Source organism: Pantoea sp. nfd-35, from assembly GCF_056892255.1.
Genome location: NZ_CP122403.1, coordinates 2,452,924 through 2,473,182 on the forward strand (window position 1 = coordinate 2,452,924; position 20,259 = coordinate 2,473,182).

Here is a 20,259-nt window from a genome sequence, read left to right on the forward strand (position 1 = left end):
CCAGCCCTGATGCAGAAGCCTGCACGAAGGCATTGCAGGCGACCGCTCAGGGCGCAGGTGCGAGCCTTTAGCGGTTAGCGTTAAGTAATGCTTCTGCAGCCAGTTTACCCAACGCATTGGCGGCAAACGGGCTGTCGCCGGTTAATACCCGACGGTCTTTATGTACGGTGCCTTTGATATCACTGTTGACCAGCGTGAGCCCCATTGCCTGAAGCTTCTCGCCAAAATACCAGGTTAAATGCCCCGGCATATAGCCGATATCGGGCGTTTGCTTATCCGCTGAATCCGGGAATGCGCAGATAGCGTAGCCGTTAAGCGGGTTTTCCCCTTTACCCAGCGCAAGAAACGCTGCCGGGCCATGGCATAGCGATATCAGATGACGATCGTTTGCCAGCGTCCAGCGAATCGCCTCTGCGACCGCCTCACTTTCTGGCAACCCAATCAACGCACCGTGCCCCCCCGGAATAAACACACCGGCATAGTCTGAATGAGGCGTAAGTGATGCCACCACGTCGCTTAGCGTTAAAGGTGAACGGAACAGCGCCAGGCAATGGTTGTAAAATCCGACCACCACCTCATCCTGCTGGGGCATTGCCCAGTGTTCAAACTTCACCATCTGTCCGGACAGCGTGGCCACGTCAAACTGAAAGCCGGCCTGATACAGGTGGTACAGCGGCAGCAGGGTTTCAATGGGATGATTCCCGGTTGAAAACAGCGTGTCGTTATCCAGCGGCAGATAGCGCTCGTCAGCGCAGATGACCAGAATTTTTTTGTGCCCTGAGTACGGTTGCGCGTATTCAGCATCGCTCAGATCGGATTTAGGGCTGGTGAACTGGTCAAGAGAATAGGCTGACGGGAAAAACGCGTTATGTTCAGCCTGATCGGCCACTGGAGATTTACTGAGTTCTGACATGACAATGCTCTCCTTAAGGGCGAATGAATACCTGTTTCATCCTAGACCAGAAAGCCTGGTTTACGCAGAGCGGCAGCACAAAACGGACCCTTTATGAGAGCATTCCGTCTTATGACCGCGCCTGAAACCGATGTCACGACGGCCGCCGTCACTTCACCACGGGCAAATCGTTCAGGCGGGTGGTGTAAGCCGGCGACAGCATCTCGCGCTTCATAGCCCAGCGTTTTTCCGTCCCCTGCCCGGCAAACCACATCTTTCCTTTGCCCTCTTTGTGAATCAAATCGATCACCTGCATCAGATCGTTACGGCCGGGGTTAACCGATCGTTCGTCGAACAGATCCAGCTGCGTTACGCCATGGTCGAAAAAATCACTCAGGACAATGCCGGCCTTGATATAGCGATGCCCTTCTATCCAGATATAGTCGAGCATCTCGGTCGCCACCCGGATGATGTCGCGCGTATCGTGAGACGGCGTCAGGAGTAGCCCCGTGGCCTGATTACCGTAAAAATTTTCGCCGGGCGCGTGTGGACTGGTGCGCAAAAACACACCGATCTGTCTGCAGTACTGTTTTTCTTTGCGAAGTTTTTCGGCCGCACGTTCGGCGTAGGTGCAGACGGCCTGCCGCACCTGCGTATAGTCTGACAGGCGACTGCTGAAGGAGCGTGAGCACATAATCTGTTGTTTGGTGGGTTCGAGCGCCTCCAGATCCTGACAGGGTTCGCCGCGCAACTCTCTTACGGTGCGCTCCAGCACCACGCTGAAATTTTTACGAATCAGGCTGGTGCTCTGGCAGGCTAAATCATCTGCCGTTTTAATCCCCATTTCCTCAAGTCGCTGGCTGAGCCGTCTGCCAACGCCCCATATATCGGCGACCGGCACAAGTGAAAGCAACTTTTTCTGTCGATCTCTGTTGGACAAATCCAGAACACCGCCTGTCTTACTCCACTTTTTTGCGGCATGGTTAGCCAGCTTTGCCAGCGTCTTGGTGGGGGCAATGCCGACGCACACATTGAGATGAACTTCTTTTTTTATTCGGGTTTTGATCTCGCGGCCGAAGGTGTCGAGCGACATACAGTGACTGACGCCCGTCAGATCCAGAAAGGCTTCGTCAATGGAATAAATCTCTACCGAGGGCGCCATTTCCTCCAGCAGCGTCATCACTCTGGTACTCATATCCGCATAAAGGGCGTAGTTGGAACTAAAAACCTGCACGTTGTGACGGGCAATAATCTCCCGCATTTTGAAAAAGGGCACGGCCATCGTAATGCCCAGGGCTTTTGCCTCCGCATTGCGTGCAATCACACAGCCATCGTTGTTAGATAACACAATAATGGGCTTTCCTTTTAGATCGGGCCGAAACACCGTTTCACAGGAGGCATAAAAGTTGTTCACGTCTACCAGCGCAAACATGATTAATAAACCGACTTGATCACATAGGTCACCACACCAAACACTTCCAGCGCATCCTCCGTGCTAATCGCAATCGGTTTAAACTGCCGGTTCATCGGCATCAGTTGCAGACAGGGCTGAAGCTGAAGACGCTTAACGGTAAATTCCCCCTCGACAGAGGCGACCACGATATCGCCATGCGAGGCTCTTAGCGCGCTGTCCACCACCAGCATATCGCCGTCATTAATGCCTGCGCCGGTCATCGACTCTCCACTTACCCGTACAAAATAGGTCGAACTGGGGTGCTGAACGATCAGCTTGTTCAAATCAATACGTTGCTCTACGTAGTCCTGAGCCGGCGATGGAAAACCACATGGCACCCGCTCCATAAACAGCGGCAACGCGAGTAACGCACTGACGTTTGCTGGCCTGATAAGCTCCACATTTACCTCCCTTCCAAAATAACTGTATATAATTACAGTAATCGCGATCAACGGGTTTGATCAAGTGAAATGGCAAGGGTTTATATGAAGCGGTTGATGTGGATACAGATTTTTTTGCAGCCGCGCCGGGCAGGTTTTACGCAACTGTTCAGCAATCCTGCATTCAGGTCATTCTTTCACCTGCGGCTTTCTCTGCGCCTGAACCTGTTCGTTCGTGGCGCGCTTTTTGTCTGACGCCGTGGCTGCGTCATGTTCACGACCCTGAAACGGTCACACGCACGGTATTTCAGTGGGCCGTTCACCTGCATGTTTCCCGTTAATTAACGCGCTTTTCTGTTTGGTCCCGATGAACGGAAGCGTAAACATCGACAGCATTTGTATTCTGGCGCTGACTGATTTAATTTTCTGCCAATAATAAACTGCAAATAATGATTGTCGTTATGCCTTATATTAATACCGACGTATCGCTATTCAGATAGCGATTTGATGAAAGACACAACATGAAAGACACAAGGCGCCGCCTGTTGCGTTAACCTCCGGCCGTTTTTATTATTCTTCCCGGCCTGATGCCAGGACAGGGTATTTATCCCCGCACGCACAGCACACCGTTCGATAAAGCGGAATCACAGAAACCTGGCCCGTCAGTGATAAGCCGTTTCAGCTGGCCCCCGGCGGGGCGCGCCCGATATCGCGGTGCGGTAAGAGATGCTTTTCCTGACTGCTTCTGATCATGCCTGCGTAGATCAGATCTGATGAAGACATATAAACATCTGATTTAACTGTTAATATAATTATTAAGATAAGTAAAGAATACGTGAAGTGTTCTCACCGCCGCCCGGCGCTATGATGCGCCCTGACCTGACAGCCTTATAAGGGAAAGGAGCACAGCATGGAATTAAAAAACCGTCACGGACAGAAAGTATCTTTAACAACCGATGAAATTTCATTAACGTGGTTTTTTATGACGGGAATGGAAATGAATAAAATAGCAGACTGGATGGCGCTTCCCGTGCACGCTGCATATTATATTAAGCAACGTGTCATGAAAAAGCTTGGCGTGAAAAATAACAGTGAGTTTATCATCTGGTTTCTTAATTACCGGGAAACCAGCGAAAATGAAAAAGCGGCGCAGAGCATTCCTGAACGCAGAATGGGCATAATAAAATGAATCCCTGTTTTTTTACGCCTGTGACGAAGGGGGCCAGTGAAAAAACCGCTGGCGGCTCACAGGCCGCCTTGCTGTCTTAATCCGGTTAACGCGGGTTACCTCGACCCGAGTAATGTTATTCACAACAGGCTGTCGGGCTTATCCGGCTATTCGCCTTCGCCTGTTGCCCGCCGCCCTATCCATTCACGAAATATTTCCATCGATGGCGTCATCTTCTTTGAACGGAGCCAGGTTAGCCAGTAGCTGCCGACATCAATCTCTAGCGCAAAAGGACGGGCCAGCGTACCGGCATCCAGTTCACGCTGGAACATGCACGCCGGCACCAGCGCAACGCCGCCCGTATGAAACGCGGCCTCAATCATCAGACGTGACGAGTCAAATATCGGGCCGGTGATCCTGGGCGGTGTGATCCCCGCTGCCGTAAACCAGCTGTCCCACTCATCAGCCCGGTAGGAACGTAACAGATTTTCCCGTAACAGGCAGGCGGGTTGTTGCAGGCGGCGGGCAACGTCGGGGCGACAGAGCACCGTAAGCGGAGCCGTAAACAGCCGTTCATTCTGCGTGGCGGGCCAGGCGCCAGAGCCAAACCGAATCGCATAGTCCACGCCCTCGCCCGCCAGGTTGACCACGTTATTGTTGGTGCGTACGTTCAGTTCCAGCGCCGGATGCTGCTGACGGAACGCCTCAAGCCGGGGTAACAGCCAGCCCAATGCAAAAGTCCCCACGCAGGCGACAGTCACCACCTCTCGGTATTCGCCCCCTTCGAAACGACGCCAGGCGTTTTCAAGCTGCGTGAAGGCTTCTGACACTTCAGCAAACAGCAGCCTGGACTCATCCGTCATCTCCAGACCGCGCGGCAACCGGCGGAATAAGACGACGCCCAGTCGTTCTTCCAGCAGTCTGACCTGCTGACTGACGGCGGCCTGAGAGACAAACAGCTCCAGGCCCGCGCGGGTAAAATTCAGGTGGCGGGCGGAGGCTTCGAAAGCCCGAAGTGCGTTAAGCGGAACATCATGTTTCACATTTACCCCCAGAAATTCTTTTGGCTCCTCTCAAATTATCTCGCTTGTCGGAATTTTGAAATCCCCTACCATCTCCTCCGCTAATGCTTTTCTTCAGAAAAAACGTGCTATAGCAGGATGCAGGCCTCAGCGAACAGCTTCCCTGGCGCGAGACATCTTTTAAAGCGACATAAGTTTAACGAGGGGCTGAAGGGCAACTTTTCGTTTAATCCTGACCGCGCAACGATGCGGCTAACCGTTATGCCTTGCCTCTGTTCAGCGAGGCGGGCATTCATCAGTGGAGATTGACTATGACTCATCTGTTCAGACGACGCGCCAGCACGGCCGTTACCCTGCTGGCACTCGCGATGCCGCTTGCCGCCCAGGCCGGCTTTGACGAGGCCGCACTGCAACGCGGCATCCAACAGCTGGAAAAAAATGCGGGCGGACGATTGGGTGTGGCGGTAACCGACACCGCCGATGGCGCCGTTTTCACCTACCGGGGAGATGCGCGCTTTCCGCTATGCAGCACCAGTAAAGTTTTCGCCGTTGCGGCCATCCTGAAAAAAAGCGAAAGCGCGGACGGATTGATGAGTGAAAAAATCGCCATTCATAAAGCCGACCTGGTTAACTATAACCCCATCACTGAAAAACACGTCGGCGCCACCATGACGGTAGCAGAATTCAGCGCGGCGGCGCTGCAATACAGCGATAATACCGCCATGAACGCACTGCTGATCCGCCTGGGTGGCCCGCAACAGGTCAATGCGTTTGCACGTAGCATTGGCGACAGCACCTTTCGGCTCGATCGCAAAGAACCGGAGCTGAATACTGCTATCCCGGGTGATAAGCGTGATACGACATCGCCTGATGCCATGATGCAAAGCCTGAAAAAGCTGGTGCTGGGCAAGGCGCTGGCACCCGCGCAACGTCAGCAACTGACCGACTGGATGAAAGGCAATACAACGGGTGCTAACAGCATACGCGCTGGCCTGCCCGCCAGCTGGACGGTTGCAGATAAAACCGGAAGCGGTGATTACGGCACCACCAATGATATTGCCGTCATCTGGCCACCGCATCATGCACCGCTGGTGCTGGTAACCTATTACACCCAGCCTGATAAGCACGCCGCTGCGCGTAAAGATGTGCTGGCGGGTGCAGCGAAAATTGTCGCCTCAGGGTACAACAAATAAGGGCGTTCAGCGCGCGACTGCGCACACCGCCACCCCGCTGGCGGCGGTGTGCTCAAGCGTCTCGTCGGCCAAAAGGGTTAGTGCGGGATAATCACCGCCCTGAATTGAGCAGTTGCTCAAGAACATCAGATTGCGGTATGTTGATGTCGGCCTGGCACGCTGCCTGAGCCCACCTGCTTTCCGTTGCGGCAGCAGCCGTTACGGAAATCGTCTCTTTCTTTGTCTGACAGGAAATGCAACATGCGCCTCGCTTCTGACGCATCACAACGTGTCCGCTATCGACGCGGGATTTTCACCGCGATGCTGTTTGCATTGAGCGTCGCATCCGGCGTTAGCCTGGCGGCACAAACTCCGCTAAACGTTGCCGTTTATCGCGGTGCGGCAGGCTGTGAGGGCTGTTCTGAAATGGTGGTGAAAGCGCTTCGTGGCGTCGCGATGCCACTCAGCATTGCCTATATCGGTGAGCACGAAAAACGAAAGCTGAATGCACAGAACCTGCGCCAGTTTGATCTTTATATCCAGCCCGGCGGCGGCCAGGACATCCCCGCTGCCTATGACGCGCTCGGTGATGAAGGGGCCCGTGCCGTGCGCGATTTTGTCCGCAGTGGCAAAGGCTATCTCGGTCTGTGCATGGGAGCCTACCTGGCGGACAGTAACTGGCTGGGGCTCATCGCCTCGCCCCTTGACTCTGAAGTGGGACGTCCGGGCTCACACATCGCGGATGAGGGTGATTACACGATCGCGGTGACCTGGGATCACAGGCAAGAAATCTTTTATTATCAGGATGGCCCTTATCTTGTTGGTCAGACACAGCAGGACGGTTTTACACCTGTGGCTTTTTACCGTAATGGCGATGTGGCGATGGCGCGTTACGTCTACGGCAAAGGGACAGTTGTGTTAACCGGGCCGCATCCGGAAGCGGATGAGCGCTGGATGGGCGACGTCAGCGACAGTGGCGTAACTGACACCTCACCCCAGCAAAAGATGACGCGCCTGCTGGCTTATTTCTCCACACAACGCGCGGCGCAATAATGCGGATCGCTTCGTCAACGCCTGACGGGCTGCGCCGCCCGGACAACCTGAGCCCCGGCGGCTAATCCAGGGGCCGGACGCTGCCCTGACGACAGCGCACTGACACCGTTATACTTCGCTATCGGACTCCAGCGCGTCCTGAATCGCATCGGCCAGATTGGCGATTTCGTTTGCCACGGCCTGCAGATCCCACGCCGCTTTCGAGCCATTCGCAGACGTTGAAGCGCTGACGGACTCTTTTGCCACCGCCAGTGCCGCCGCAACCGCCACCGTACGTTTATGCTGTTCCTGTGTCATGCCTGCCGGCGGCAGCGAAAAATAGTCGTTAACCATTATCATTTCCTTCTGATTCGAGAGGCGTAAACCTTAACGCCCTGCGGGGGCAGAAGGAAGTGAATTATTGCAACGCCGCCCACAAAGCCAGCGTCAGGCCCCTGTAACGCACAAACAGGGTTGTTACTGCCCTCTTTCTGATTTCTGACGCGCATGCAACATGGACGTCATCTCTGACGCTATCTCGCCACCCGGCAGCGCAGCGCCATCCTGTCGCTTTGACAGATTATCTCACCTGCCAGCGGACAGGGATCGGGCTCAACGCGGCTTTATCAGCGTTATGTTGTACAGATTTTTCCTGGCGGGCAGCGTTTTGATGCCGTTTTATCCCAGGTTATACAGCTTGATCTGTACAACTTTGTACAGTCTTGTACAACAGCGAGGAGGAAACCGAAACGCGGAAAAATGAAAAAAAAACCTTATAAATCAGAGTAAAATACCGAGCAGAGCCATTACACAGCGTTGCTGATGGTGAAAAAACTCCTCCGACCACCGATTTTTTTTCGCAAAAAATTGTACAAAGGTATTTTTTTTGTATAACTTTACGGCGTGATGTTAAGTCACTTGTAACGAAAGGTGCCTTGCACCGCATCTGAAGGTGAGTGGATTTCCACCTTCAGATGCAAAATTTTTCTCTGCCACGGGCAGAAACGGTTTCCACGATTTTGAGGCTACTATGCAAACGACAACCAATACCGAGTCTCAGATTTCTGAATATTTCATGAATGCGGGTGAGCATTTCACCAGTGAAAAAGATGTGATTGCAGAGACCTGGTCAGAACTCGCGGCCTTTAAAGCACACGTTTCTGAAAAAGATATGGTGCTGGGCTTAATCCATAAACTGGAAAGCGAAACCGACGCGACCAAACAGGATATCTATCGTCAGGCCCTGGAGATTGTGCTTCAGCGTACGCCGGGCGAGGCTCGTTTTTAATTTTGTTGTGATGACACGCTACTTAGCAAGGACGCTTTGCCTTCCCTAAAAATTTGCCCCTGATTCAGGGGCTTTTTTATGCCTGTCTGGCAATCTTTTCACGACAATAGTTGAGCAAGAGGGCGTGATAACCCTGCTCGTCGCGCGTTAGCTTTCGCCCGTTTCTGTGAATTTTCCTGCCGTTGGGTTTAATCACGTCCGGGAGAAGCATGTTTCGTCACTCATCAAGCTGTACGAAGAGGAACCGCCACCTTCCTTAGGCTGTCAGCCGGGAAACGCCAGCGAAGGACACACTGGCTGGCGGCAGAAACCCATCCCGGATCCTCTCATCGGCCCTGCCCGTCAAGGCGAACGGCAGGCCTTTTGATATGCGCCCTTAGCCAATGGGATTTGCTGGCAAAGGTCATCGCCGAAGCAACAGGTCAGATGCTGGCTACGCGGCGTTATCCCCAGACAAAGGATACCGGCCTGAACGATTTCCTGGCATTCCCGATCGCGCTGCGACCGTCGCGATCAAAGCGCAACAGCCACTACGGGCTGCTGGCCGGGTAAGCCGGTGCCCGCCGCTGACGTCACTTCAGACCCGCAACGGGCACGTCTCAGGTAATCAGGCTATTACGCCTGCCCCAGTCATACAGTTGTTCACGCGCCAGGTTTTTCATTTTTACCTCACACATGATATCGAAGTCGCCGAAGGACAAAGCCCAGCCGTTGAGCGTGGCATTGAAATAGTAATCAGAATGCGCACGCAGTTTGGTTTTCGGCACACTGAGATCCTGCTGGTCCGGAAAGCCTTCGGCCGGAATAATTCCCTCCTGCGAAATCGAGTAGTGCATCACCGGGCGTACGCCGCGCCAGGAGTCGATAATCTGCGCCATCCTTGCATCACTGGCCTGAATAAACTGATTCTCTTTAACCCAGTGATGATGAATATCCAGCACCACAGGGCAAAGCGCCCGGGCCTGCAGCACATCATCCAGCGAACACGATATCTCATCGTTCTCCACCGTCAGCATCAGCCGGGCTTCGGGGCTGAGCCGCTGAAATGCCTGCCTGAACCCTTCAAACCCGAGTTTGCCATTCATATGAATGTTGATTTTAAAATCCTGAAAGGTTTTGCCGTAGCCCATCAGGCAGGCACACAGAGCATGATATTCCACATCCTCTAAGGCACGTGACACGACATCAGGATTATCCGACGCCAGCACGCTGTACTGTCCTGGGTGGAATGACAGCCGGATATGATGCGTCCGCGCCAGCTCGCCGCAGCGGGCGAACAGCGGATACAGCTCGGGTAAAAACGTTGCAAATAACGGCTTAGCCTGCGGCACCGTATACAGCGGCAGTAAATCACTGCCAATGCGCATCATCCTTAACGCCTCTGGCAGTGCCGCAATAGCTTCCAGCGTCAGATACAGGTTCTGCAAATTTGTCTTTGAAATCTCGTAAATCAGCGCGGTGCGCTGGGCCTCATCCAGACCGAGAAAACGGGTACGCGTGGTCGCACGGAAGGGAAAATATTGCTTGCCCTGTTCGTTTAAGTACTTACATGCAAAGCCTAATTTCATAAACACTCCTGAACGGTATTCAGAAAGTGTAACAGCTAATTCAAATTTCGCTATTTAGAGCATAACTATCAATAAGTTAATGCTTGATTTTACCAATAATTTCGCACTGACGGGCAGAGTGTAACGGATGACGTATAACAGCACATTGTGGCGCCCGACCTGTTCAGCCTGCGGGCAGAATTTATTCACTGATTTTACAAGTAAATACCCTTACATTTCGTCCAGGAACAAGGGATGACAAAGTGGCATAATTTCGTATCAGAACTAAACTTACCGCTGTGACTAGCTAGTCCTTCTTATCTAAGGAACCCTGATATGAGGTCTTGTCTATGACACAACAGAAATACAGAGGTGGTGCCGGTAATTTTGCCAACGATCCTGAGCGAGCCAGTGAAGCGGGCAGTGCAGGAGGCAAAGCCAGCGGAGGTAATTTCAAAAACGATCCTGAAAGAGCCAGGGAGGCCGGTCGGAAAGGAGGCAAAAACAGCCGTCGCACCTCTAAGTAGATCTGAGTAAGGCGCCTTAAGGAGGTAATACGCCATGGACTGGCGATTTTCACTCTTTCTCACCCCTGCCTGTTATTCCCGTTAAGGATAACGATCCCCATGTTTAAATACCGATTGCTCACGGATAATATCGGCTTCGCTTGTGCGTTAATAAGCGCAACGGAAAAAATAAAACTCAGCCGACTTTAGCGAAGCGTAACCGACTTAATCCCCGCATTTTCAGAAAAGGCCTGGTTTGATAAAACAGCCTCACGCCATCAATACACAATAACCTCCCCGACTAATAAATAACAAACCGATAAATATCAATAGATTAAATAACCACCGCCACGCTTAAATAACCATTTAGTTTCATCATTAAATTATTTTCTCCTTTCTTAATATCTCCCTGATTTTGCGTTACGCCATCCGATAATTATTTTACCAGCGCCATTAAACGCAATATTTATAAGCTTATTAATTAAGTTGTTCTATATTTACTGGCACCTCAAGTAGTAAAAAAAAGCTGGAGCAACGTGTCATGTCGAATGAGAAAAAGAATAATCCTCTGAATCACCCAGCCCCCACAACGGGTCCGGAATCCTCACAACCCGGACTGGGCTCGCTGGCACCTAAAGAGGGTTCACATCAACCCCCAGCCGAACCGACGCCGCCGGGTAAAAAACCCACCGCGCCGGGTAGCCTTAAAGCACCCGACACGCACAGCACGAAACTCGATCAACTGGAAGCGAACCGTAAAAACGGAACGGACAGCCCGCTGACGACCAATCAGGGCACCCGTATTGCAAATGATCAGAACACATTACGCGCCGGCTCACGTGGGCCGACGCTGCTTGAAGACTTCATCATGCGGGAGAAAATCACGCATTTTGACCATGAGCGCATTCCGGAGCGCATCGTGCATGCGCGCGGTTCAGCCGCCCACGGCTACTTTCAGCCCTACTGCTCACTAAAGGATGTAACTAAGGCGCACTTCCTGAGTGAGCCAGAGCAGATCACGCCAGTATTTGTGCGCTTCTCGACGGTCCAGGGCGGCGCGGGGTCAGCGGATACGGTGCGTGATATTCGTGGTTTTGCTACCAAGTTCTACACCGATGAAGGCGTTTTCGACCTGGTTGGTAACAACACGCCGGTGTTCTTTATACAGGACGCCCACAAGTTTCCCGATTTTGTACATGCGGTAAAGCCTGAGCCGCATAATGAAATCCCTCAGGGACAGAGTGCTCACGACACGTTTTGGGACTATGTGTCGCTACAGCCTGAAACTCTGCACAACGTGATCTGGGCGATGTCTGACCGGGGTATTCCGCGCAGCTACCGCACGATGGAGGGGTTTGGCATTCATACCTTCCGCCTGATTAACGATGAAGGCAAAGCGACATTTGTTCGTTTCCACTGGAAACCGCTGGCAGGCAAAGCCTCGCTGCTGTGGGATGAATCCCAGAAGCTGACCGGTCGCGACCCCGACTTCCACCGCCGCGATCTGTGGGAAGCGATTGAAGCGGGAGATTTTCCGGAATTTGAGCTTGGCCTGCAGATGATCCCGGAAGAAGATGAGTTCCGGTTCGACTTCGATATTCTGGACGCCACCAAGCTGATTCCGGAAGCGCTGGTGCCCGTCGTGCGCGTCGGCAAAATGGTGCTGAACCGCAATCCGGATAACTTCTTTGCTGAAACGGAACAGGTTGCCTTTCATCCGGGACATCTCGTCCCGGGACTCGATTTTTCTAACGATCCGCTGTTACAGGGCCGTCTGTTCTCCTACACCGATACGCAAATCAGCCGCCTCGGTGGGCCAAACTTCCACGAAATCCCGATCAACCGCCCGGTTTGCCCGTACCACAATTTCCAGCGCCAGGGCATGCACCGGATGGATATTGATACGAATCCGGCCAACTACGAACCCAACTCCATCAACGACAACTGGCCACGGGAAACACCGCCTGCCGCAAAAGGGGGCGGTTTCGAAAGCTATCAGGAGCGCGTTGAAGGACACAAAGTTCGCGAACGTAGCCCCTCGTTTGGTGAGTATTATGCCCAGCCGCGTTTGTTCTGGAACAGCCAGACTGACATTGAACAGCAGCACATCATTGCCGCCTACTCTTTTGAGCTGAGTAAGGTGGCCCGCCCTTACATCCGTGAACGCGTGGTGGACCATCTGTTGCGCATCGATGTCAAACTGGCCCAAGGGGTGGCCGCCAACCTCGGGATTGATCTCAGCGATGAGCAGCTCAACACCGCCCCGCCAAAAGACGTCAATGGCCTGCAGCGCGATGACAGCCTGAGCCTGTATGCCATTCCCGATGCCGACATCAAAGGCCGTCAGGTCGCGCTGCTGCTGAGCGAAGGCGTAAAAGCCGACGACGTATTGGCTATTCTGCAGCATCTCACCGCTGCTGGCGTGCACACCAAACTGCTGGCGGCGCATATGGGCCAGGTCAGCGCGGACGATGGTTCTTTGTTGCCGATCGATGCCACGTTTAACGGGCTACCTTCGCTGACCTTTGATGCGGTGATCGTCCCCGACGGTAACGTTGATGCCCTGCTGAAAAGCGGAGATGCACGCTACTTCCTGCTGGAGGCTTACAAACATTTGAAAGTCATTGGCCTGAGTGGTGAAGCACGCCGTTTCAAAGCGCAGTTTGATCTGGATGAAAATCAGCAGGAGGAAGGCATCGTGGAAGCCGATAATGCTGAAATCGCGCTGATGAATGATTTTACTGCTGCGATGGCAGAACACCGCGTCTGGTCGCGTAGCCAGAAGGCCGAATCCATTCCGGCCTGATGACAGGAGCAGCCCGCCCTGCCACGGGAGGGCTGACACCTTAAACGCACGCAGAATGGGCGTCCACCTGGTCTGTTTGCGTCAAAACCGCTGTTAAAGGCGGTTTTTTTCTGCCTGATGCCCGTGCTCTTTTTCTGATTTCCCCTGTGCAGAGGCAAATGGAGGCCGGGCTCATCGGACAGCCCGGCCTCGCTGGGGGGAAAAGCCACAGGGTACATTGCGCGCGGCGGCAGTAAATGTTGGAACCTGGTCTATGATTATTTGTTGAGAGTGTTGTGTGAAGCAGGCACTGCCGGGTGCCTCATGCGGTATTACACATAACAATATCTGAATAATGGCACGGGGAAAGGCTGTTAAGGCGCACCGACCTCCCGGGCTCCTGATCTCGCTAACATCATTTTGCATTCGCATCATCGGCTTACCGATAGCGTGGTGGTGCTTATTGCGTACTTTCTGGTTAAAGAGGCAACGGAATGGTATCTACATCTTTTTTTAAGAGTTGGGGAAGCGAATATCTGGCCGATGGCAACGTGCGTTTCCGCGTCTGGGCAACGGGTCAACAGCAGGTTAGTTTACGACTTTCGGATAAAGATCTTGCCATGACGCCCGCCGGAGACGGCTGGTTTGAGCTGCAGGTCAGCGATGTACAGGCGGGGGCAACCTATAACTTTGTGCTGAACGATGGCACGGTGATTCCCGATCCCGCTTCACGCGCGCAACAGAATGACGTTAACGGCCCGTCTCTGGTCGTCGATCCTGCTCACTACCGCTGGCAGAACACCACCTGGCAAGGCCGCCCGTGGCAGGAAAGCGTGGTTTATGAAATGCATATGGGCACCTTCACCGAAGAAGGCACGTTCCAGGCTGCGATAAAGAAACTGCCTTATCTGGCGGAAACCGGCATTACCATGATTGAAGTCATGCCCGTTTCTCAGTTTGGCGGGCAGCGCGGTTGGGGCTACGATGGCGTGCTCCTGTACGCGCCACATGCCGCTTACGGAACGCCCGATGACTTTAAAGCGTTTATTGACGCGGCTCATGGCTATGGCATGGCGGTTGTTCTGGACATCGTGCTTAACCACTTCGGCCCGGAAGGGAATTATCTGCCCTTGCTGTCACCAGACTTCTTCCATAAAGACCGGATGACGCCATGGGGCGCCGGCATTGCCTATGATGTGGATGCGGTGCGACGTTATATTGTTGAAGCCCCGCTCTACTGGCTGCAGGAATACCACCTGGACGGCCTGCGCTTCGATGCCATCGACCAGATTGAAGACGTTTCCGACACGCCTGTTTTGATCGACATCGCTGAACGCATTCGCGCAGATATTCCCGAGCGCCAGATCCATCTCACCACCGAAGACTGTCGCAACGTGATTTTCCTGCATCCCAGAGCGGAAGATGGCACCGCCCCACTGTTCACCGGCGAATGGAATGATGACTTTCATAATGCCGTTCATGTGTTTGCCACAGGTGAAACGCATGCCTATTACAAAGATTTTGCCGATCGGCCGGAAAAACGTGTGGCACGCGCGCTGGCTGAAGGGTTTGTCTACCAGGGCGAGGTCTCAGTGCAGTCTGGTGAAGCGCGCGGTGTTGACAGTACCGGACAGCCGCCGGTGGCCTTCGTGGACTTTATCCAGAACCACGATCAGACTGGCAACCGTGCGCAGGGAGAAAGGCTGATTTCTCTGGCCGGTGCCGAACGTACTCAGGTGCTGCTGGCAACGTTGCTGCTGTCGCCCCATATCCCTTTGTTGTTCATGGGGGAAGAGTACGGCGAAACCCATCCTTTCCTGTTCTTTACCGATTTCCATGGCGATCTGGCGAAAGCCGTGCGGGAAGGCCGGGCGAAAGAGTTTGAAGGACATGCCGGTCATGAGGGCGAGAGCGTTCCCGATCCTAACGATGAAGCGACCTTTACCCGTTCAAAACTGGACTGGAGCAAGCTGGAGAGCGAAGAAGGAAAACGCTGGCTGAAGTTGACCCGCTCACTGCTGGCACTCCGGCAGCAGCATATTGTGCCGCTGCTGGCGACGGCGGGTGGAAACAGCGGAAAGGTGCTGGACACCGCAGAGGGATTTGTTGCCGTGAGCTGGCGTTTCCCGGCGGGCACGTTATCAATGGCATTCAACATCGGTGAACAGGATCGCGCCCTGCCGGCGATGCCGGGCGAGACAATCTTCGCCTGGCCAGAATCAACCGATGCGCTCCCTCAAAACGCGATCGTTGTTCGTCTGGCTGCCGGAGAACCTAAATGAGCATTCCAACCGCCACCTACCGTATTCAGTTCCGCAATGGCATGACCTTCGATCGCGCTGCAGCGCTGGTGCCCTATCTGAAAAAAATGGGGATCAGCCATCTCTATGCCTCACCGATCTTTACCGCCACCCGTGACTCCACTCACGGTTATGACGTGACCGATGTTAATGAAATCGACCCGGCGATTGGCGGACGCGCGGGGTTTGATCGTCTGGTCAGCACGTTAAAACAGGCCGGACTGGGGCTTATCATTGATATCGTCCCCAACCACATGGCGGCATCGCTGGAGAACGGCTGGTGGCACGACGTGCTTGAACAGGGTAAAGACAGTCGCTATGCCGACTACTTCGACATCGACTGGTCACGCCGTCTGACGCTGCCGTTTCTGGGTGATGATATTGATACCGTTCTGGAGAATGGCGACCTTGCCGTTAAACGCGATCCCCAGACCGGCAAGCCTGCGCTGGCCTATTTTGAAAGTTACTATCCGCTTACGCCGGAAAGCTGGCAGGGACAGGAAGAAGCCGTGCTCCAGCTGCGCAGCAAAGCCGGGCTGGATGCATTGCATCAACAGCAGCCCTGGCGGCTGATGTCGTGGCGCGATGCCGCACGGGACCTCTCCTACCGCCGCTTTTTTGAGGTGACCGGGCTGGTTGGCGTACGGGTTGAAGATCCCACCGTCTTCAGGGATGCACACCGGCTTATTCTGGAACTGGTCCACAGCGGCGCGGTTGACGGCCTGCGCGTCGATCACGTTGACGGACTGGCCGATCCTAAAGGTTATCTGACGCAGTTGCGTCGCGAGGCCGGCGAGGCATGTTATATCACCGTTGAGAAAATCCTGGGTGAAGGCGAGCAGATCCCCAGCGACTGGCCAATTTCCGGCACCACAGGCTATGAGTTTATCGCCGCGCTGTCGCATGTGCTGGTTGATAATCACTCTCTCAACGCCCTCCGCCAGGCCTGTGAAAGCGTCAGCGGCCAGGTCGTGCAGATGGACGACGAACTTCGTAAGGCAAAATGCCTGATGGCAGATCGCAATTTTGCCGGGGAATTTTCGCGCCTGATGGACCTGGCCAGCGCCATTGCCGAGGGGGAACACATCGCGATTGATCCCGAGCGGCTCCGCAGCGCACTGCGCGAACTGCTGGTGGCGTTCCCGGTCTATCGAACCTACGGCAATGCGCACGGCCTGCCTGCCAACGACCAACAACGTCTTCAGGCCGTCGCTGACGGCGTCAGGGCGTCGGAACATGCACCTGACAGCCACATGCTCGATTTCCTGCTGCAGATCATGCAGGGCGACGTCGCCAGCCAGTCCACCGCGCTGGCGAACAGCTTCCGGACCCGCTTCCAGCAACTCACCGGTCCGCTGATGGCGAAATCCATCGAAGACACGCTGTTTTACCGACAGAACAGCGCGCTGGCGTTAAATGAGGTGGGCGCGGAACCCTTACAGACGCAGTTTTCCCCGCAGCAGTTTCACCATGAGATGGCCACGCGTCTTGCACGCCAGCCGGACGCCCTTTCCGCCAGCTCGACGCATGATACCAAGCGAGGCGAAGACGCGCGCGCGCGGCTTTACACGTTGACGGAAGCCCCCCAGCGCTGGGCCGAGAACGTGGCGCGCTGGCGCGAACTCAATCGCCAGGCCGTGGGTGCCCTAGAGGACGGCCCTGCGCCGGAACCGTCCGTGGAGTGGATGCTGTATCAGGCGCTCGCCGGTGTCTGGCCGCCCACCTTAGATCCCCGGGACAGTGCAGGGCTGGATGCCCTTGCCGAACGCTTCGCAGGCTATGTCGAAAAAGCCCTGCGTGAAGCCAAACTGCGCACTGACTGGACCGAGAACAACACCGCGTACGAGCAGGCCGTGCTGGGCTACGCGCGTCACCTGCTCTCACCTGCAAATCAGCCTTTCCTGCAGGATTTCGTTAAGGCGCTGCAACCCTTTATCCGTGCCGGCCTGGTGAACAGCCTGAGCCAGAGAGTCATTAAGCTGACCGCGCCCGGGGTGCCGGATGTGTATCAGGGAAGCGAAGCACTGGACTTCAGCCTGGTCGATCCTGATAACCGACGCGAACCGGATTATGCCGCCCTGGAAGCGATGTTACGTTCTGCGACGACGGCCCTGCCCGGTAGCCATGATAGCTGGCTCAGCGGTCAGGTTAACCAGCTTGCCACCCTGGCGCTGCTCAATTTACGCCGGGACAGGCCTGAACTCTTTGCCCGGGGCAGTTATCTGCCGCTTACGGCTGAGGGCGCGCAGTCCGACAGGCTGCTGGCGTTTGCGCGAACCCAGGGCAGTGAGGCCATTATTGTGGTGACATCCCGACTTGTGTTCGACGCGCAGCTCAAGCTGGAAGCGCCCCCAGCGACGCACTGGGCCGCCACCGAGATCGTGCTGCCAGATGAACTGGCACATCGCCGTTATCGCAATGTGCTGAGCGGCGAAACGATCAGCCTGACCGACCGTATTTCGTTGGAAACGTTAAATAACTACTGGGCACTGGCATTGTTAGCTTGCTGAAAGCAGGTCAGTACATGGATTGAAACACCGTAACGGGGTTCGTTAATTGAGAGGGACAGATGTCAAATCATCGTTTTGAAATTACGTCGGGATCGGGCCAGCAACTTGGGGCGAACTTTGATGGCAAAGGCGTAAACTTTGCGCTGTTTTCTGCCCATGCAGAACGCGTGGAGCTGTGTCTTTATGACCCAAGCGGAAAAAATGAAATAGCCAGACTGGATTTGCCCGAGTTCACACATGAGATTTGGCACGGTTACGTGCCCGGCTTGCAGCCCGGCGCGCTCTATGGCTATCGCGTTTACGGTCCTTACGATCCGGAAAACGGCCATCGGTTTAACCCGAATAAACTCCTTGTCGATCCCTATGCCCGCGAACTGGCCGGGGACATCGCATGGAATGAGGCGCACTTCGCTTATGACCTGTATCACGAAGACAAAGATCTGACGTTCGACGATCGCGACAGCGCCCCTTTCACGCCAAAATGTCGCGTGATCGACCCCAACGAATTTGACTGGCAGGACCAAAACCGCCCGCAGGTTCCCTGGTCTGAAACGATCGTCTATGAAACGCATGTGAAAGGCTTTACCCAGTTGAACATGGCGCTGCCGCCTGAAATGCGCGGGACTTACGACGGCATGAGTCATCAGTCCACGGTGGGCTATATCAAGAGCCTGGGTATTACCTCCGTCGAACTGTTACCGGTGCACTGGTTTCCGGACGATCAGCACCTGCTGGATAAAGGGCTGAAAAATTTCTGGGGTTATAACTCGCTGAACTTTTTTTCTCCGGCGACACGCTATTTTGGTCCGCGAGGCATTCAGGGTTTCCGGGATATGGTCCGCGCCTTCCACGACGCGGGCATTGAGGTGATCCTTGACGTGGTTTATAACCATACCGCGGAAGGCAATGAACTGGGGCCAACGCTGTCCTTTAAAGGTATTGATAACTTCTCTTATTACCGCACCTTACCCGATCAGCATCGCTATTACATTAACGATACCGGCACAGGAAACACCGTAAACACCTCTCATCCGCGTGTGTTACAGATGGTGACGGATTCACTGCGCTACTGGGCGGACTCCATGCATATCGATGGTTTCCGTTTCGATCTTGGCACCATTCTGGGCCGCGAACCGGAAGGCTTCGATCCCCGCGGCGGCTTCTTTGACGCCATTACGCAGGATCCCCTGCTTTCACGCTTAAAACTGATCGGTGAGCCCTGGGACATTGGCCCTGGTGGTTATCAGGTCGGCGGCTTTCCACCGGGCTGGGCGGAGTGGAACGATCAGTATCGCGATACCGTGCGCGATTACTGGAAAGGAAACAATGTCCCGACCGATTTTGCCGCCCGTCTGCTTGGCTCTGGCGATCTGTACGATCAGCGCGGACGTCGTCCCTGGGCCAGCGTTAACTTTATCACCGCGCACGATGGCTTTACGTTGAACGACCTGGTGTCCTACAACGAGAAGCACAACGCCGACAATGGTGAAGACAACAACGACGGTCACAACGATAACCGGTCTTATAACTATGGCGTGGAAGGCCCCACTGACGACGAAGGCATTAACGCCGTTCGCGAGCGCCAGAAACGTAACTTCCTGGCCACGCTGTTTTTCTCCCACGGAACCCCGATGCTGCTGGCAGGCGATGAGTTTGGCCGCAGCCAGATGGGAAATAACAACGGGTACTGCCAGGACAGTGAAATTTCATGGGTTCACTGGGATAACCTGCCCGCTTCGGCCGAAGCCCTGCGTGAATTCACCCGTCATGTGATTTCACTGCGCAAAACCCAGCCGCTGTTACGGCGTGAAAGCTGGCGCGACGGGATGGAAATCAAGTGGTTCAATGCCGGCGGCGGCCTGCAGCAGGCTGAGCAGTGGGACGAAGGTTCAACGCTCGGTGTCTACATCGGCCGACCCGATCTGCAACATCAGGATGGCGTCTGGTATGACGTGCTGATGCTCATCAACCCGTTTGAAGGTAATGTGCCCTTCCAGATCCCTCAGTTCGGTGAGGGCGGCTGGGTGCTGGAACTGACCACCAGCGATACCAGCAAACACGGGATGGTGATCACCAAAGAGAAGGACTTTGAACTGGAAGGCCGCAGTATGGCGCTGTTCAGAAGGCCTTAAGGACGCCCGGCGCGGCGCGAACCGGATGCGTAACGGTTAAACAATACGCATCCGGTACCGTTGCGCTTGACC

Annotated in this window: 16 protein-coding genes; 10 read left to right on the plus strand and 6 right to left on the minus strand. The window is 54.5% G+C overall.

Annotated features, from left to right (window positions below):
• Positions 1 to 67: 67 nt before the first annotated feature.
• The 3 genes from hchA to umuD all read right to left on the minus strand — a co-directional run bounded on the left by hchA (position 68) and on the right by umuD (position 2,746).
• Positions 68 to 913 (minus strand): glyoxalase III HchA, encoded by an 846-nt coding sequence (gene hchA / locus P9J57_RS11400; protein ID WP_015700389.1) that lies wholly within the window; start codon positions 911 to 913, stop codon positions 68 to 70.
• A gap of 148 nt (positions 914 to 1,061) precedes the next feature.
• A complete protein-coding gene (gene umuC, locus P9J57_RS11405; RefSeq protein ID WP_483279217.1) occupies positions 1,062 to 2,324 on the minus strand; it encodes a translesion error-prone DNA polymerase V subunit UmuC in 1,263 nt (420 codons plus the stop codon).
• A 2-nt stretch (positions 2,325 to 2,326) separates the two neighbouring features.
• A complete protein-coding gene (gene umuD, locus P9J57_RS11410; RefSeq protein WP_014605933.1) occupies positions 2,327 to 2,746 on the minus strand; it encodes a translesion error-prone DNA polymerase V autoproteolytic subunit in 420 nt (139 codons plus the stop codon).
• A gap of 889 nt (positions 2,747 to 3,635) precedes the next feature.
• Here umuD and P9J57_RS11415 point away from each other — a divergent pair.
• On the plus strand, positions 3,636 to 3,914 hold the full coding sequence (locus tag P9J57_RS11415; RefSeq protein WP_042678238.1) for a helix-turn-helix transcriptional regulator: 279 nt from the start codon (positions 3,636 to 3,638) through the stop codon (positions 3,912 to 3,914).
• A gap of 146 nt (positions 3,915 to 4,060) precedes the next feature.
• On the opposite strand, the gene P9J57_RS11420 is transcribed toward P9J57_RS11415, so the two are convergent.
• Entirely contained in the window at positions 4,061 to 4,948 is an 888-nt protein-coding gene (locus tag P9J57_RS11420; protein ID WP_210509644.1) for a LysR family transcriptional regulator, read from the minus strand.
• A gap of 278 nt (positions 4,949 to 5,226) precedes the next feature.
• Here P9J57_RS11420 and bla point away from each other — a divergent pair, with 278 nt between their 5' ends.
• Both bla and P9J57_RS11430 read left to right on the plus strand, forming a co-directional pair.
• Complete coding sequence (bla, locus tag P9J57_RS11425) at positions 5,227 to 6,108, plus strand: class A beta-lactamase (protein WP_483279218.1); 882 nt, start codon at positions 5,227 to 5,229, stop codon at positions 6,106 to 6,108.
• A 240-nt stretch (positions 6,109 to 6,348) separates the two neighbouring features.
• Positions 6,349 to 7,140: a BPL-N domain-containing protein gene (locus P9J57_RS11430; protein ID WP_455935261.1), complete on the plus strand. Its 792-nt coding sequence runs from the start codon at positions 6,349 to 6,351 to the stop codon at positions 7,138 to 7,140.
• Between the two features lie 108 nt (positions 7,141 to 7,248).
• Here the strand turns inward: P9J57_RS11430 and P9J57_RS11435 are convergent, their stop codons facing one another.
• Positions 7,249 to 7,473, minus strand: coding sequence for a hypothetical protein (locus tag P9J57_RS11435; protein WP_088900244.1), 225 nt, complete (start codon positions 7,471 to 7,473; stop codon positions 7,249 to 7,251).
• 676 nt (positions 7,474 to 8,149) lie between these two features.
• On the opposite strand from P9J57_RS11435, the gene P9J57_RS11440 reads away from it, so the two are divergent.
• The gene (locus tag P9J57_RS11440; RefSeq protein WP_014605938.1) at positions 8,150 to 8,407 is read left to right on the plus strand and encodes a biofilm development regulator YmgB/AriR family protein; all 258 of its coding nucleotides are present in this window, start codon (positions 8,150 to 8,152) and stop codon (positions 8,405 to 8,407) included.
• 363 nt (positions 8,408 to 8,770) lie between these two features.
• Complete coding sequence (locus tag P9J57_RS11445) at positions 8,771 to 8,959, plus strand: ferritin family protein (RefSeq protein WP_126842993.1); 189 nt, start codon at positions 8,771 to 8,773, stop codon at positions 8,957 to 8,959.
• 47 nt (positions 8,960 to 9,006) lie between these two features.
• Here P9J57_RS11445 and P9J57_RS11450 read toward each other — a convergent pair whose 3' ends face one another.
• Complete coding sequence (locus P9J57_RS11450; protein WP_014593620.1) at positions 9,007 to 9,975, minus strand: apurinic/apyrimidinic endonuclease family protein; 969 nt, start codon at positions 9,973 to 9,975, stop codon at positions 9,007 to 9,009.
• A 329-nt stretch (positions 9,976 to 10,304) separates the two neighbouring features.
• Between P9J57_RS11450 and P9J57_RS11455 the strand changes: the two genes are divergently transcribed.
• From P9J57_RS11455 to glgX, 5 genes are all read left to right on the plus strand, one after another.
• Positions 10,305 to 10,481, plus strand: a complete 177-nt coding sequence (locus tag P9J57_RS11455; protein ID WP_014605940.1) for a con-10 family general stress protein — start codon at positions 10,305 to 10,307, stop codon at positions 10,479 to 10,481.
• 520 nt (positions 10,482 to 11,001) lie between these two features.
• Positions 11,002 to 13,266, plus strand: a complete 2,265-nt coding sequence (katE, locus tag P9J57_RS11460; RefSeq protein ID WP_013025630.1) for a catalase HPII — start codon at positions 11,002 to 11,004, stop codon at positions 13,264 to 13,266.
• Positions 13,267 to 13,739: 473 nt separating this feature from the next.
• The gene (gene treZ, locus P9J57_RS11465) at positions 13,740 to 15,527 is read left to right on the plus strand and encodes a malto-oligosyltrehalose trehalohydrolase (RefSeq protein ID WP_014593619.1); all 1,788 of its coding nucleotides are present in this window, start codon (positions 13,740 to 13,742) and stop codon (positions 15,525 to 15,527) included.
• Positions 15,524 to 18,055 carry a malto-oligosyltrehalose synthase gene (gene treY / locus P9J57_RS11470; protein WP_483279219.1) on the plus strand — a complete coding sequence of 844 codons (2,532 nt, stop codon included), beginning with the start codon at positions 15,524 to 15,526 and terminating at the stop codon, positions 18,053 to 18,055. The genes treZ and treY overlap by 4 nt, the downstream gene beginning before the upstream one ends.
• Before the next feature lie 59 nt (positions 18,056 to 18,114).
• Positions 18,115 to 20,187: a glycogen debranching protein GlgX gene (glgX, locus tag P9J57_RS11475; protein ID WP_013025627.1), complete on the plus strand. Its 2,073-nt coding sequence runs from the start codon at positions 18,115 to 18,117 to the stop codon at positions 20,185 to 20,187.
• Positions 20,188 to 20,259 lie beyond the last annotated feature (72 nt).

Coding starts and splice junctions, on each gene's coding strand:
- hchA (WP_015700389.1), bottom strand. CDS start 913: ATGTCAGAACTCAGTAAATCTCCAGTGGCCGATCAGGCTGAACATAAC.
- umuC (WP_483279217.1), bottom strand. CDS start 2,324: ATGTTTGCGCTGGTAGACGTGAACAACTTTTATGCCTCCTGTGAAACG.
- P9J57_RS11415 (WP_042678238.1), top strand. CDS start 3,636: ATGGAATTAAAAAACCGTCACGGACAGAAAGTATCTTTAACAACCGAT.
- bla (WP_483279218.1), top strand. CDS start 5,227: ATGACTCATCTGTTCAGACGACGCGCCAGCACGGCCGTTACCCTGCTG.
- P9J57_RS11430 (WP_455935261.1), top strand. CDS start 6,349: ATGCGCCTCGCTTCTGACGCATCACAACGTGTCCGCTATCGACGCGGG.
- P9J57_RS11435 (WP_088900244.1), bottom strand. CDS start 7,473: ATGGTTAACGACTATTTTTCGCTGCCGCCGGCAGGCATGACACAGGAA.
- P9J57_RS11440 (WP_014605938.1), top strand. CDS start 8,150: ATGCAAACGACAACCAATACCGAGTCTCAGATTTCTGAATATTTCATG.
- P9J57_RS11450 (WP_014593620.1), bottom strand. CDS start 9,975: ATGAAATTAGGCTTTGCATGTAAGTACTTAAACGAACAGGGCAAGCAA.
- P9J57_RS11455 (WP_014605940.1), top strand. CDS start 10,305: ATGACACAACAGAAATACAGAGGTGGTGCCGGTAATTTTGCCAACGAT.
- katE (WP_013025630.1), top strand. CDS start 11,002: ATGTCGAATGAGAAAAAGAATAATCCTCTGAATCACCCAGCCCCCACA.
- treZ (WP_014593619.1), top strand. CDS start 13,740: ATGGTATCTACATCTTTTTTTAAGAGTTGGGGAAGCGAATATCTGGCC.
- treY (WP_483279219.1), top strand. CDS start 15,524: ATGAGCATTCCAACCGCCACCTACCGTATTCAGTTCCGCAATGGCATG.
- glgX (WP_013025627.1), top strand. CDS start 18,115: ATGTCAAATCATCGTTTTGAAATTACGTCGGGATCGGGCCAGCAACTT.